Source organism: Bradyrhizobium huanghuaihaiense (assembly GCF_007830635.1).
Taxonomy (GTDB): Bacteria; Pseudomonadota; Alphaproteobacteria; order Rhizobiales; family Xanthobacteraceae; genus Bradyrhizobium; species Bradyrhizobium huanghuaihaiense.
The window spans coordinates 12,535-26,558 of the sequence record NZ_VLLA01000002.1 but is presented as its reverse complement, the minus strand read 5'-3'; the positions used below and the strand labels follow the sequence as shown (position 1 = coordinate 26,558).

9 protein-coding genes and 1 pseudogene are annotated in these 14,024 nt (G+C 63.4%); 2 read left to right on the top strand and 8 right to left on the bottom strand.

The window, feature by feature from the left end; translation table 11 throughout:
* The first annotated feature begins 109 nt into the window (after positions 1-109).
* Entirely contained in the window at positions 110-1,180 is a 1,071-nt protein-coding gene (locus tag IQ16_RS04140) for a glycosyltransferase family 4 protein (RefSeq protein WP_018646853.1), read from the top strand.
* Positions 1,181-1,322: 142 nt separating this feature from the next.
* Here the strand turns inward: IQ16_RS04140 and IQ16_RS04135 are convergent, their stop codons facing one another.
* The 5 genes and pseudogenes from IQ16_RS04135 to IQ16_RS04120 form a co-directional block, all read right to left on the bottom strand.
* Positions 1,323-3,251 carry an alkyl/aryl-sulfatase gene (locus IQ16_RS04135; RefSeq protein WP_145831282.1) on the bottom strand — a complete coding sequence of 643 codons (1,929 nt, stop codon included), beginning with the start codon at positions 3,249-3,251 and terminating at the stop codon, positions 1,323-1,325.
* Between the two features lie 280 nt (positions 3,252-3,531).
* Positions 3,532-4,818 (bottom strand): TRAP transporter large permease subunit, encoded by a 1,287-nt coding sequence (locus tag IQ16_RS47460; protein WP_026312587.1) that lies wholly within the window; start codon positions 4,816-4,818, stop codon positions 3,532-3,534.
* A 243-nt stretch (positions 4,819-5,061) separates the two neighbouring features.
* Positions 5,062-5,403 (bottom strand): annotated as a pseudogene (locus tag IQ16_RS47455) (TRAP transporter small permease); the annotation flags it as partial.
* 261 nt (positions 5,404-5,664) lie between these two features.
* Positions 5,665-6,666, bottom strand: coding sequence for a DctP family TRAP transporter solute-binding subunit (locus IQ16_RS04125; protein WP_018646850.1), 1,002 nt, complete (start codon positions 6,664-6,666; stop codon positions 5,665-5,667).
* A 209-nt stretch (positions 6,667-6,875) separates the two neighbouring features.
* Positions 6,876-7,646, bottom strand: a complete 771-nt coding sequence (locus tag IQ16_RS04120) for a methyltransferase domain-containing protein (RefSeq protein ID WP_018646849.1) — start codon at positions 7,644-7,646, stop codon at positions 6,876-6,878.
* Between the two features lie 138 nt (positions 7,647-7,784).
* Between IQ16_RS04120 and IQ16_RS04115 the strand changes: the two genes are divergently transcribed.
* Positions 7,785-8,528 (top strand): SDR family NAD(P)-dependent oxidoreductase, encoded by a 744-nt coding sequence (locus IQ16_RS04115; RefSeq protein WP_018646848.1) that lies wholly within the window; start codon positions 7,785-7,787, stop codon positions 8,526-8,528.
* Between the two features lie 40 nt (positions 8,529-8,568).
* Here IQ16_RS04115 and IQ16_RS04110 read toward each other — a convergent pair whose 3' ends face one another.
* The 3 genes from IQ16_RS04110 to IQ16_RS04100 form a co-directional block, all read right to left on the bottom strand.
* Positions 8,569-10,680 carry a sigma-54-dependent Fis family transcriptional regulator gene (locus IQ16_RS04110; RefSeq protein ID WP_244635523.1) on the bottom strand — a complete coding sequence of 704 codons (2,112 nt, stop codon included), beginning with the start codon at positions 10,678-10,680 and terminating at the stop codon, positions 8,569-8,571.
* A gap of 53 nt (positions 10,681-10,733) precedes the next feature.
* Positions 10,734-11,927, bottom strand: coding sequence for a methyl acetate hydrolase AcmB (acmB, locus tag IQ16_RS04105; RefSeq protein ID WP_018646846.1), 1,194 nt, complete (start codon positions 11,925-11,927; stop codon positions 10,734-10,736).
* Positions 11,928-11,995: 68 nt separating this feature from the next.
* Complete coding sequence (locus IQ16_RS04100) at positions 11,996-13,630, bottom strand: flavin-containing monooxygenase (RefSeq protein ID WP_145831281.1); 1,635 nt, start codon at positions 13,628-13,630, stop codon at positions 11,996-11,998.
* Positions 13,631-14,024 lie beyond the last annotated feature (394 nt).

The following is a 14,024-nucleotide window of genomic DNA, read 5'->3' as shown; positions in this document are numbered from 1 at the left end:
ACGTTCGGGAGAAGGAACTTCGCAACTGCGGGAACGTTCCCTTGGCTGGCATTGCCAGTGCCGCATAGGTGGGGGTTTCAACATTCATGATCGCAGAGGAGATGGTGAGATGCGCATCGCGCAGGTAGCTCCGTTGACGGAGGCTGTTCCACCCAAGCTGTATGGCGGCACTGAGCGGGTGGTGCATTGGTTGACGGAAGAGTTGGTGGCCCTGGGGCATGACGTGACGCTGTTCGCCAGTGGCGACTCGCAGACATCTGCAAAGCTCGATGCATTATGGCCGCGGGCGCTTCGCCTCGACGGTTCCGTACGAGATCCCAACGCGCTGCACATGGTGCTCCTGGAGCGCGTGCGGCAGAAATGTGACGACGAGGAGTTCGACTTCCTCCACTTCCATCTCGACTACTATCCGTGGTCGCTGTTCTACCGTCAGCCGACGCCGTTCGTGACCACGCTGCACGGCCGGCTCGACCTGCCGGAGCATCAGCCCGTCTTCAACACCTTCTCCAAGATGCCGGTGATCTCGATCTCGAACGCACAGCGGCGGCCGGTGCCGCAGGCGAATTGGGTGACGACGATCCACCACGGCTTGCCGGAGAACCTGCTGATGCCGAAACCGGTGAAGCAGGAATACCTCGCCGTGCTCGGCCGCATCGCGCCGGAGAAAGGCGTCGACCGCGCCATCAAGATCGCGACCCATTGCGGCATCCCGCTGAAGATTGCGGCCAAGGTCGATCGCGCCGACCAGGATTACTATGACGAACTGATCAAGCCGATGATCGAGAACAATCCGCTGGTGGAGTTCATCGGTGAGATCAGCGATCACGAGAAGTCCGACTTCCTGAGCGGCGCGCTTGCACTTCTGCTGCCGATCGATTGGCCGGAGCCGTTCGGCCTCGTGATGATCGAGGCCATGGCCTGCGGAACGCCGGTGATCGCCTTCAACCGCGGCTCGGTGCCTGAGATCATCGACGAGGGCCTGACCGGCTTCGTGGTCGAGGACGTCATCAGCGCCGCCGGCGTCGTCAAGCGCCTTCCGCAACTGAACCGCGCCGCGATCCGCAAGCAGTTCGAGACCCGCTTCACCGCGCGGCGTATGGCACTGGACTATCTCGCCGCCTATCGCAGCCTGACCGAGGAGCAAGCGCCGCGGATCAAGCTGGTCAGCAGCGCGGAGTAAGGCATTCGCCGCTCTCGTGTCCCGGACGCGCTGCGGCGCAGAGCCGGGACCCACGCGGCAGAGACGCTCTCGGAAAACATGGGCCCCGGCTCTGCAGCGCACCGCTGAAGAAGCGCTGCGCTGCGTCCGGGGCACAAGAGCCCTACCCCACCACCACCCGCTTCGGCTCCACAATCTCGAACATCCTCGGAAACTCGTCCATCAGGCCCATCAGCTCGGCGAGCTTCATCGGATTGCCCGACAGCTTGACCTTGCCGGCCGCGACCGCCTCCGGAAAGCTCGTCAGCTTCGCGATCACCTCGTCCAGCGTCGCGCGCGCCAGCGTGAAGCTGGCGTCCGCGGCTTCCGCCTGCACGCCCTCGGTGTAGGTCAGCGCCGAATTCTCCAGATTGAGCACGAAGGTCTCGCCGGTGTCGGAAAAGCTCCAGTTCAGCACGATGTGCTTGCCTTCCGCCTTGGGGCCGTTGAGGCGGATGCCGAGCACGTCCCAGAGCTGCGAGGTGCGCAGTGCCGCCAGCGTCTCGCGCGGCATCGGCGGGCGCGGCGGGGTTTTGGGCATGCCCTGGCGCAATTCCTGCGCGCCGAACAGATAGGCGTTACGCCAGGTCGAGCTCTCGGCGGCATAGCCGAGCTGCTCCAGCGTATCGGCCAGCAGGTGACGCGCCGCCGCATTGTCGGGCTCGGCGAAGACGAGATGGCCGAGCGCCTGCGCCACGAAGCGAAATTCGCCCTTGTCAAAATCCGCGCGCGCCCGCGCCAGGATGGCGTCCGCGCCGCCCATATACTCGACGTACTTCTTGCCCGACTCCACCGGCGGCAGCGGATCGAGATTGACCGGATTGGCGTCGTACCAGCCGAGATACTTTTGGTAGATCGCCTTCACATTGTGCCGGATGTGGCCGTAATAGCCGCGGCCATGCCAGGCGCCCTCGAGGCTCTTCGGCAGCTGGATGGTCTCGGCGATCTCGGCGGCGTTGAGGCCATGGTTCATCAGCCGAATGGTCTGGTCATGCGCGAATTTGTAGAGATCGCGCTGCTGCCGGATCATCGTGCCGATGCGCTCAGCTCCCCACACCGGCCAGTGGTGCTGGCCGCACATCGCCTCCGCCTTGCCGTCCCACAGCTGCAAAGCCTCGCCCAGATATTTCGACCACGCCAGCGCATCGCGCACGTCGGCGCCGCGGAACGGCAGCAGATTGTGGAAATTGTGGGTGCAGTTCTCAGCCAAGTTCAAGAGCTTGTAGCGCGGGATGAAGAAATGCATCTCCGCCGGCGCTTCGCTGTTCGGCGCCATCTGGAATTCGAACTCGACGCCGTCGATCACGCGCTTGTCGCCGGTCGCCATGATCAGATCCGTCGGGCGCAGCAGCGCAACCCCGCCTGCCGCCATCGACTTGCCGAGCCCGTTGTCGACCTGCCCCCGCGCCCCCTTGGCGAGGAACGGGCCGAACTGATATTGCGCCCGGCGCAGCATCGCAGGTCCCGCGATGATGTTCTCGGAGACCGCATGCTCCATGAACAGGTTCGGCGCGATGATCGGCACGCTGCCGGTGGCGAGCGCGTCCTCCTCCAGCACGCCGCGCGCGCCGCCCCAGTGATCGGTGTGGGTGTGCGTGAAGATGACGGCCGCGACCGGCTTCGGGCCCCGATGCCTGAAGTAGAGATCGAGCGCGGCGCGCGCGCCTTCGATCGAGGTCAGCGTGTCCACGACGATGACGCCGCTGTCGCCCTCGATCAGCGTCATGTTGGCGATGTCGAGCCCGCGCACCTGGTAGACGCCGGGCACCACCTCGAACAGCCCATGATGCATATTGAGCCGCGCCTGCCGCCACAGGCTCGGATTGACCGTGGGCGGCGCCGCTTCTTCCGACAGGAAGCCGTAGGGCTTCAGGCTCCAGACCATCCGCCCCTGCGCGTTCGTGATCTCCGCGTTGTCGATGGTGCCGAGAAAGCCGCGCGCGGCATCGTCGAAATCCTGCGTGTCGGAAAACGGCAGCGCGTTCAGCATGGCATCATGCTGCGCGATGACGGATGGTGTTGCGACCTTGGGCTCGTTCGAAATCTCGGTCATCGGCTGGCTCCTTCCCCGCTCTGGTTGGAGCCATCTAAGCCTATCTCACAGCCGATTGCCATCGTGAGCGCCGTGTAGCTGGCGTGACGCTACTCTTACCCTCCCCTGGAGGGGGAGGGTCGGCTCGCATCTGAGCGTAGCGAAGATGAGAGACGGGGTGGGGTGACAGTCTCTCCACCGATGCGGTGCCCGAGTGGAGAGATCACCCCACCCCGCTCGCGCTACGCGCGATCGACCCTCCCCCTCCAGGGGAGGGTAAGACGTCGGGCCCCGCACGCCCTCACTGGTGCATCCCCAGCACCCGCGGCAGCCACAGCGTCAGATCGGGCCAATACGTCACGATGACGAGGAAACCGAGCATGGTGATCAGCCATGGCATCACCGCAACCGCCAGATCCGTGATGCGCATGCGCGCGATCATGGACGCGACATAGAGATTGAGGCCGACAGGCGGATGGCAGAGGCCGACCTCCATGTTGACGTCCATGACGATGCCGAAATGCACGAGGTCGATGCCGAGCTTCTTGGCCGCCGGCGCCAGGATCGGCGCCATGATCAGGATGATCGAGTTCGGCTCCATGAAGTTGCCGGCGAGCAGCAGGAGGATGTTGACCACCAGCAGGAAGCCGACCCAGCCGAGATTCTGCGCCGCGATCCAGTCGGCGAGCGTCGCCGGCAGGTTCTCGTTGGAGAGCACGAAGGAGAACAGAACCGCGTTGGTGACGATGTAGAGCAGCATCGCGCTGGTGTTGGCGGCGCGCAGCAGCACCCGCGGCACGTCGGCAATCTTGATCGCCTTGTAGACGAAGACCGCGATGACGAAGGAGTAGACCGCGGCCATCGCGGCCGCCTCGGTCGCGGTGAACAGGCCGCTATAGATGCCGCCGATGATGATGACCACCAGCATCAGGCCCCAGATGCTCTCGCGGAAGGTGCGGACGGTGTCGCCCCAGCTCGCCTTGGCGAGGCGCGGATAATCACGCTGCCGCGCGATCCACCAGGTGACGATGCAGAGCATGGTCGTCAGCATGATGCCGGGGAGCAGACCGGCGACGAACAGCGCGCCGATCGAGGTGTTGGTCGAGACCGCGTAGACGATCTTCGGGATCGAGGGCAGCATCAGGATGCCGAGCGAGCCCGCCACCGTGATGATGCCGGCGCCGAAGCGCATCGGATAGCCGTGCCGCACCATCTCGGGCAGCACGATGGCGCCGATCGCGGCCACCGTCGCGACGCTCGAGCCGCACACCAGCGCAAACATGGCGCAGGCGACGATGCCGGCAAGCCCGAGGCCGCCATACCAGTGACCGATCAGCGAGGTCGCGAAATTGATCATGCGGCGCGCGACGCCGCCATGGGTGAGGAAATTTCCCGCCAGAATGAAGAACGGGATCGCCATGATCTCGAAGCCTTCGATGCCGGTGAACAGCTTCATCGAGACCGCTTCGATCGGCACCGTGGTCAGCGTGAACAGGAACGTCATCACGGTGAGGCCGAGCGCGATCGAGACCGGGATGCCGGTCAGCATCAGCGCGATCAGCAGAGCGAACACGGTCGCGGCGCGCATCCAGTGCGGCAGCACCACCACGCCGAACTTTTCGGCAAGGCACATCGCGAAGATCAGCACCGGCGCCATGATCAGGATGACGCCGAGCGGCGACACCTTTCTCGCGGCAGCCTTCGTCGCGGCGCCGGCGGGCTGCGGATGCAGTGCGGGCGAGGCGTCCGCCTGCACGCCCTCGACATGGGTCTCGTCATGGTGCGGCAGCTCGCCGGTCCAGTAGTAGAACCAGGAGACCTGGAGGAAGCGGAAGCACATCAGGCCGGAGCCGAGCGGGATCGCGAGATACACGAACCACATCGGCGCTTCCAGATCGTTGGACTGCTGGCCGGTGTGGAACATCTCGCGCACGAAGGAAGTACCGAAGGCCGCGATCATGCCGGTGAACAGCGCCCCGCACAGCAGCGCGAACAGGATCACGTGCTTGCGCGAATGCTCGGGCAGGCGGTTGACGAGCAGATCGACGCCGACATGGATGCCGGTGCGCACGCCATAGGCCGCGCCGAACTTCGCCATCCAGATGAACATGTAGATGCAGAGCTCCTGCGCCCAGGACAGGTCGAGCTCGGACAGGAAGGTGAACACCGCCATCGACAGCGACGCCAGCCAGGTCATCCCGTGCGCGGCCGCCCACCTGGAGAGGGCAATCGATTCGCCCGCGCCATAGCGGTGCACGACAGCGATGAAGATCAGGCCGGTTGCAGCCGCAATCAGCGTCGCGATCAACCACTCTTCGAGATGGTTGAGCGCCTGGTTGAGCACGCGAAGCAAATCAAAGTCCCCCTATCGATACGAAACGGCCGGAAGTGCCTGCACTCCCGACCGTCGGTATTGTCCTCTCCGGAAACCGCGTCAGTTCATCTTGACGTCGAGTTCCTTGGCAACGAGATCGAGCACTTCCTGCCCGACGCGGCCCTTTGCCCACTTATAAGTCGGCTGCATCGCCTCCTGCCACGCCTTGCGGTCGGCATCGGTCAGATAATGCAGCGTGGTCTTGCCGGTCTTCTTGATCTCGGCCAGCGCGTCCTCGTTCTCCTGGTGCGCGATCAGGTTGGTGTAGTCGGTCGCCTCAACCATCGCCTTTTCGAGCTGCGCGCGGATATCAGGCGGCAGGCCGGACCAGAACTTCGAGTTGACGATCACGGCGTATTGCAGATGCGCATGATAGGACACGGTGATGTCTTTCTGCACTTCGTAGAACTTCTGCGTCAGGTAGTTCGACGCGGTGTTCTCGCAGCCGTCGACGACGCCGGTCTGCAGCGCCTGGTAGACTTCGGAGAACGCCATGATCTGCGGGATCGAACCCATCAAGCGGAAATACTGGTCGGCGATCTTCGAGCCGGAGATGCGGAATTTCAGGCCCTTGAAATCCTCGGGCTTCGTCAGCGCACGGTTCGACGACACCATGTGGAAACCGTTGTCCCAGTAAGCGAGCCCGGTGATGCCTTTGGTCTCGAGCTTCTGGAACAGCCATTTTCCGACCGTACCCTTCATCGCGTTGGAATAGGTCGCATCGTCCTTGAACAGCCAGGGCAGGTCGAGCGCCTCGAATTCCTTGATGCCGAGCGGCGCAAACTTCGCGGTCGAGGGGGCCAGCATCTGCACCGAGCCGAGCTGCAGCGCCTCGATTTCCTCCTTGTCCTTGTAGAGCGAGGAGTTCGGATAGACCTCGATCTTGACCTTGCCGTCCGTGTACTTCTCGGCGAGCTCCTTGAACTTCAGCGCGCCCTTGCCCTTCGGCGTGTCGTTGGCGACGACGTGGCTGAACTTGATGACGACGGGGCTCTGGGCCTCGGCCATCGCAGGCGCCGTGAGAACGGCCGCGGCGGCGACCGCAAGGAGCAGCTTGCGCATGAAGAACCTCCCAACAACCTCTAAAACCGGGTCTTTTTTGTTTTGCAGTCCGGTTTGGCACGTCAGTAGTGGCAGCAATCCGCCACCCGAACAACTAGACCTAAGCCCAATTTTCTGCGGCCAAGCTATCTTGACGAGAGCTGCATGCGCAACCCGGCACCCGCTCCGCTACGACGAAGCGAACTTTATGCCGCATTGCGGCAATGCCATCAGCTCTTGCGCTGGGCAACGATGAACAGACGCCGGAACGGGAACAGCGTCTGCCCCGCCGCATTCTTCGGATACGCCTTCGCGACCCGCATCCCATACGCCGCCTCGAACGCGGCCTTCTCGTCGCCCTGCAGGACGTCGAGATAGCGCGTCAGCCACGTCCCCTTGGTCCACTCCTTCACGGGATTCTCGCCTTCGAGCACCTGCAGATATTCGGTCTCCCAGATGTCGATATTGGCGGACATCGGAGCCAGCAGATCGTGATAGAAGGCCGGCCCTTCGACCGGCGGCGGCGTGACGAGATGCTCGACCTTGGAGCGCCAGGGACCATCAAGCGCGGTTTCGCCGATCAGCACGTGCGAGGGCGCGAGAAAATTGCGCGGCATCTGCACCGCGAGCATGCCGCCGGGCTTCACCTTCTCCATCACCGACGCAAACAGTGCCGCATGATTGGGCAGCCAGTGCAGTGCGGCATTGGAATAGATCAAGTCATATGGCTTCGTCGGGCGCCACTGGCCGAGGTCTTCATGTGACCACTCCACGTCAGGCGCCGCCTTGCGGCCGGCGGCAACCATCTCGGCCGAACCCTCGACGCCAGTCACGGTCGCATCCGGCCAGCGCTCCTTGATGAGCTTGGTGACGTTGCCCGCGCCCGCCCCGAGATCGGCGATCTCGCGCGGCGCGAAATCCGGAATCCGCATCAACAGATCGACGGCAGGCCGCAGCCGGTGGCCGGAGAATTTCAGGTATTGCTGCGGATCCCAGACCATCGCTCAACGCCTTTTTCTTTTTCGTGTTTCCTTTACAGAGGCTCTTGGTTACCACTGCTCGTCCCGGTCGGGCAAATGACCCGGCGGGGACAGGGCGGGAAACGAACAAGCAAAAAACAGACAAGAGGGCGTGCGACCATGGACCTCGGGCTCAAATCGAAAACCGCTGTCGTCACGGGTGCGAGCATCGGCATCGGCCGCGCCATCGCCAAGGGCCTCGCCGCCGAAGGCGTCCGTGTCCTAGGCGTGGCGCGACGCACCGACCTGCTCGCCGAGCTGGTGAAGGAAGTTGGCTCCGGGCTGATCACGCCGTTCGAGCAGGATGTGATGACCAGCGACGCGGCCGAGAGGATCGCCGCCTTCGCGGTGAGGGAGCTCGGCCATGTCGACATCCTCGTCAACAATGCCGGCGGCAGCCGTCCCCTGCCCGTCGATGCGCCCGACAGCAAATGGGACGAGGCGATCGCGCTGAACTTCACCAGCTACCGTCGCATCGCGCATGCGCTGCTGCCGCAGATGATCGCGCGCAAATGGGGCCGCATTGTCAACATCACCGGCAAGTCAGAGCCCGAAGGCCTCAACGCCGCCTTCGCCGCGAAGGCCGCCGTGCACGCCTGGGCCAAGGGCCTGTCGCGCGAGATCGGCGAGCACGGCATCACCATCAACTGCATCCCGCCCGGCCGGATCATGAGCGAGCAGATCCGCCGCAACTATCCGCCTGACTATCGCGAGCGCTTTGCGGAAGAGGAGATCCCGGTCGGCTATTGGGGCGAGCCGGAGGACCTCGCCGCACTCGCGGTGTTCCTGGCCTCGCCGGTGGCGCGCTACATCACGGGCACGGTGATCCCGGTGGATGGGGGCTTACGGAGGTATCAGTTTTAGGCGCGCAACGCCCGACGCCGCGGCGGACGTTGCGGCGACATCAACGTGCGGGGTTTGCAGAGCTCGGGTCCAAGCGGATGTTGTAACGATGCAGCTTTGCATAGACAGTGCTTTTGGCGAGACCGAGCGCGGACGCGGTCGCCGTCACATTGCCGCTACACGACCGCAGCGTGCGCGATATCAAGTCACGTTCGGCTGACTCAGCCAGAGACAGGCCCGGTTCGCATGCATCTTCCGTCCGCCGGATGCTGTCAGGCAGATCCGACGGTTCGATTGGGTCGCCGTCACTGGTCAGCATCAGGCTCTCGATCAAGTTTCGTAGTTCGCGAACGTTGCCGGGCCAGCCATACCGGCGCAGGCGCTCGAGCACCTCCGGCGCAAAACGGCGATCGGCAAGGCCGTAGCGTGACCTTGCCTGGGCGACGAAATAATCGACCAGCAGCGGAATGTCATCGCAGCGCTCCCGCAGCGGCGGTATGACGACGGGCACGACCGCGAGACGGTAGTACAGATCCCTGCGGAAGCGCTGGGCGTCAACCTCGGCTTGCAGATCGCGGTTGGTCGCGGCGACGAGGCGAAAGTCCACCTTGCGGGCCACGGTGTCGCCGACCCGGCTGATCTCGCCATTCTCCAGAGCCCGCAGCAACATGGGCTGGAGATCGAGCGGCAATTCGCCGATTTCGTCGAGGAAAAGGGTGCCGCGGGACGCAGCCTCGATCTTTCCGGCCATGCCGCCACGCCGTGCGCCAGTGAACGCGCCGTCGACATAGCCGAACAGCTCGCTCGCCAGCAGCTCGCGCGAGACGGAGCCACAATTCACGACGACCAACGGGCCGCCGCGGCGCGGAGACGCCGAATGAATGGCTTGAGCGAAAACCTCCTTGCCGACACCGGTCTCACCAAGCAACAGGACGGGAGCTGCGGTCGTGCCGACACGGCGGCATTTTTCGAGCACCGCGTGCATCTTGGGGTCTGCATGGATGATGTTGGTGAATGCCTTGGCTTCACCTTGAGCGGATGGAAAAACGGATCTGCTCGAAACCCCTGGCTTCGGCGCCACCATGACCGTTCCAAGATGTTCGCCCTGATAGGCCACCGGTCTCAGCCATTCTTCCTTGATCCAGGCCGGCCGCAGATTGGTCCCGGGACGATCCTCGCTGCTTCCAAGGAGCGGGAAATTCGACTGGCTCTGCGGCGCACCGAGGTCGCGTAAGATCTGCGCCATCTCGCCATTCGCCTTGAAGGGCCGCCCGGCGCTATCGAACAGCACGGCATGGTGGCGGTCCGAAGGAGGCAGCATCCAAAAGCATTGATCGAGAAGCCGGTAACGGGCGTCCAGCTCCATCTGGAGCAGATGCGCCTCGATGCGCGCAGCCGCCGAGATCGCCAATGCGAGTGCCTGTCGTCCATAGGAATCCGACAGCCCGGAAATGTCGATGGCTCCGATGACCGCGCCGTCGATGGGATCGTGGACGACGGAAGCCGAGCAAGTCCAGCGCTGGATGCCCGAGCAAAAATGTTCGGTGGCATGCACCTGGATGGCCTGGCCGGTTTCCAGCGCCGTGCCGATCGCGTTGGTGCCGCAGGTCGCCTCGCTCCAATTGCTGCCGGGCAGCAGGTGCGTCTTCTCCACGGCATTGCGCAGCGCGAGCTTGGTATCGCCTTCCAGGCGCAACACGATGCCGTCGACGTCGGTCAGGACCATGACCGTGCCTGTTTCGCGCATGTAGTCGCGCGCCAGGGCCATGGTCGAGGCGCCGGCGTGGACCAGGCGGGTGCGCTTGTCGAGCAGGCAGTGCAGCCGTTCGTCGTTCATCGGCATTGGAGCCTGGCTGCGTCGATAGTCCACGGCCGATTTCCGGCTCCGCAGCCAGGAATCGTTGATCGCGGGCCGAACGACCCGGCCGCCGGCGCCGGTCCCGGACAGGAAGTGCTCCCAGCTCGTCAGGACGTCGCGTTCAATGCCTGGATTCGCAAAAGCTTCCTCTGGCGTCTGACCCAACACGCTTCCTCCTTTGACGCGCTGAGTGGTCCAAGATCTTCTTGTTGTTGAGGGACCCCGAGCTTGATCGGCCGATCTTGAGATCATTCCATGCCAACGCGCAACTGACAATCGGATCGCGGCGCAACTTTGGCGCGCCTCCGGCCGCACTGCGAAAGCCGTGAAGCCGAAAGGCGCGCCTGATGTCCTGACCTGCCAGGTCCCTACGCTGCCTTGCGGCGGTGCAGGGTGTCATAGAAGGCCGTCTCGAAGCGCAAATACCCGGTGAACGAAGCCGGATCGCCAAACGGCAGGATCTGGGTTGCCCAATAGCCGCCGAAGCCGTTCTGCCGGTCGATCCAGTAGAACAGGTTTGCGAGGCCAGCCCAGCCGAGCGCTCCGGCCGGCCGCCCCGTCGGGGCCTCCTCGTCATTGACCATGAACGTGAACGACCAGGATTTCGACTGGCCCGGGAAGAACTCGGCATCATTGGAGAGCGACTTGATCACCCCCGGCAATGCCGTGATCTTGAGATCGCCGAGATGGTTCTTTTCCGCCATCCTCACGGTTTCCGCCTTGAGCACCCGGCCGTGCGGGCCATTCCCGTCGTTCAGCCACATCCGAATGAAGCGCATGTAGTCGCCGACCGTGCTGTAGAGGCCATGTCCCCCCATATGGACCTCCGGATTTGACGGCAATTCGAAGTCCATCGGCGTGAGGGAGCCGTCGGCGTTGCGGGCGTGCACGCCGGCGAGCTTGCTGCGCACCGTGTCGTTGATCTCGAACGTCGTGTTCGCCATGCCGAGCGGCTTGAAGATGCGATCAGTGAAGACGTCGCCGAGCCGTTTGCCGGTGATGCCCTCGACGACCTGCCCGACCCAATCGATGTTCGTGCCGTACTCCCATTTCGAACCGGGATCGAACAGAAGCGGCGTCATGATCGCAGCCTTCGACGAGGTGATGACACTCGGCTGTCCGTGGTCGGTCGCCAGGCGCAGATAGTTCTCGTTGAAGAAGTCGTAGCCGAAGCCGCCGGTGTGCAGCAGCAGCATGCGTGTCGTCACGTCGCGCTTCGGCGCGCGAAGCTTCGGCCGGCCGTCGGCGTCGAAGCCGTCGATCACCTGCAGCTTGCCGATGTCGGGCGCATATCTCTTCGCTGGGGCATCGAGGTCGAGCCGGCCCTCTTCGATCAGTTGAAGAGCGGCGGTGCCGGTGATCGCCTTGGTGGTCGAGAAGATCGCAAAGTTCGTATCCGTCGTCATCGCCTCCGGCCGGTCGGTCCGACGCTTGCCGGCAGCACCTTCATAGATATTGCCGTTGCGATCAGTCACCATGGCGACGACGCCCGGGACACCTGTCCCCGTCGCAACGGTCTCGTTGAGGATTGCGTCGGCGTCTACGGCAAATTCTCTGCACATGTGTTTCCTCCGTCGAATTTTGGGATTGCGAAAAAGAAGGGGCCGCGTTCGCGTGCCCCTTGCGTCGTTCACTGCTTGGCAAAGCCGGGATAGGCCGAAGAGGCGACTTCATCGCACTTCTGGCGGTAGGTCCCGACCCCACCGATATAGGAGAGCAGACGGCGCGGCTTCCCCTCGACGTTCGAGCCCATGTACCAGGAGTTCGTCTTGGTCACGAGGGTCGTGTTCGCGATCTCGTCGTGATGCGCGACCCAGGCGTCCTGCGTCTCCTTGGTGGGCTCGATGACGCTCAGGTGATTCTTCTTGAGATAGGCGATACAGTCGCTGATCCATTCGACCTGCTGCTGAAGGCATGTCGTCATGTTGCAAAGCGCCGTCGAGGGCGCCAGCGGCGCTCCGGTCGTGAACATGTTGGGATAGCCATGGACCTGCAGTCCCATCGTGGTGCGGATATCGCGGCTCCATTCGTCCTTCAGGGAGCGGCCGTCGCGCCCGCGGATATCGATGCGGGTGAGCGCGCCCGAGCCGGCATCGAAGCCCGTCGCAAGAATGATCACGTCCAGCCCATACGAAGTTCCGTCGCTGAGCTCGATACCTTGCGGCGTGATCCGCTTGATCGGGTTGTTCTTGACGCTGACCAGCTCGACGTTCGCCTGGTGAAAAGCCTCCAGATAGTTGGTCTCGAGCGGGACACGATGCGTGCCGAAGCCGTAATCGGTCGGGATCAGCGCCTCGCAGAGCTTGGGGTCCTTCAGGCGCGCGCGCATCTTCTTGCGAACGAACTCGGAGATCTCCTCGCTGACATCCTCCTCGAAGAACATTTCGACGAATGAGGCGAGCCACAGCCGCAGCGAACCTTCATCCCAGATCTTCTCCAGCACGGTGTGACGCTGCTCCGGCGTGAGATCCTTCCAGGCGCCGTTGGTGAAGTCGTATTCGAAGCCGGTGAACGAGCGAGGCAGGGTCTTTCGGAATTCCTCGAACCGCGCCTTGTAGGCCTCGACCTCCGTCGGCCCGTATTTCGGGTTCTTCATCGGAATGATGTATTGCGGCGTGCGCACAAACACCTTCAGGCTGCCGACCTCGCCGGCGATGGTCTGGATCACCTGAATGCCCGTGGCGCCGTTGCCGACCACGGCGACGCGCTTGCCGGCAAGGTCGAGCTTCTCCTTCGGATAGCGGCCGGTGTGGACGAGCACGCCCTTGAACGTCTCCTGTCCGGGAAACACCGAGGTCAGCGGTGCGGACAGCATGCCGCAGCAGGTGATCAGGAACTGCGCATCGATGGTGTCGCCCTTGTCGGTCGTGATCGTCCAGCGCTGCGTTGCCTCGTTGAAGACGGCACTCGTGATCGTCGTCGAGAACCGGATGTCCTTGCGCAGATCGAGCTTGTCGGCGACGTAGTTGAGCCACTTTTCGATCTCTGGCTGGCCGGGGAAACGCTCGCTCCAGCTCCAGCCCTTGTAGAGCTCCTCCGAGAACAGATACTGGTAGATATAGGCCTCGGAGTCGAAGCGCGCTCCGGGATAGCGATTCCAGTACCAGGTGCCGCCGACGCCAGTGGCCGTATCGACGGCCTTGACCCTCAGGCCCTGCTCGTCGCGCAGCTTGTAGAGCTGGTAGAGGCCGGCAACGCCCGTGCCGATCACCACTGCGTCGAGGCTTTCGTGCCTGCCCGCGCCGTTACTCTTGGACTCACTCATGGCTTCCCTCCCAATGTCAGACTTGTTCTGCTCCCCGCCGCAGAGCGTGGGAGACGCAAGGGGAGAAACGCAGATTGCGTGCCAGACCGGATTTCTGGATTTAAGCGCTTGCAGTCATTGAAGTGTTGGCCGCGCAAGCCTGTTTGCCGTCCGTTCGAAATTCAAACGGGGAGCGTGCGGCCGGATCGAATTTCGGTCTCCGAAACCGGAATTTCAAGCCAGGACGACGGCAGTTGGACCAGCCCCTCTTCGAGTCCTTGGCGGAGGCTTCCGGGGCCTTCATCGCTCAGCGGGCAGGACAGACCGCGCGCAGCGAAACCCATCGATAGCTTCAACGTGATGTGTTCCGCAGGCGCCCTCCCCGTCCTGCGAACTCGCACGGTTACGTAGCGCT

What these genes read in the sequence shown, in the direction of transcription:
- IQ16_RS04120 (WP_018646849.1), bottom strand. Translation starts at nt 7,646, where the DNA reads ATGGTCTGGGATCCGCAGCAATACCTGAAATTCTCCGGCCACCGGCTG.
- IQ16_RS47460 (WP_026312587.1), bottom strand. Translation starts at nt 4,818, where the DNA reads ATGCGCGCCGCGACCGTGTTCGCTCTGCTGATCGCGCTGATGCTGACC.
- IQ16_RS04140 (WP_018646853.1), top strand. Translation starts at nt 110, where the DNA reads ATGCGCATCGCGCAGGTAGCTCCGTTGACGGAGGCTGTTCCACCCAAG.
- acmB (WP_018646846.1), bottom strand. Translation starts at nt 11,927, where the DNA reads ATGTGCAGAGAATTTGCCGTAGACGCCGACGCAATCCTCAACGAGACC.
- IQ16_RS04100 (WP_145831281.1), bottom strand. Translation starts at nt 13,630, where the DNA reads ATGAGTGAGTCCAAGAGTAACGGCGCGGGCAGGCACGAAAGCCTCGAC.
- IQ16_RS04115 (WP_018646848.1), top strand. Translation starts at nt 7,785, where the DNA reads ATGGACCTCGGGCTCAAATCGAAAACCGCTGTCGTCACGGGTGCGAGC.
- IQ16_RS04135 (WP_145831282.1), bottom strand. Translation starts at nt 3,251, where the DNA reads ATGACCGAGATTTCGAACGAGCCCAAGGTCGCAACACCATCCGTCATC.
- IQ16_RS04125 (WP_018646850.1), bottom strand. Translation starts at nt 6,666, where the DNA reads ATGCGCAAGCTGCTCCTTGCGGTCGCCGCCGCGGCCGTTCTCACGGCG.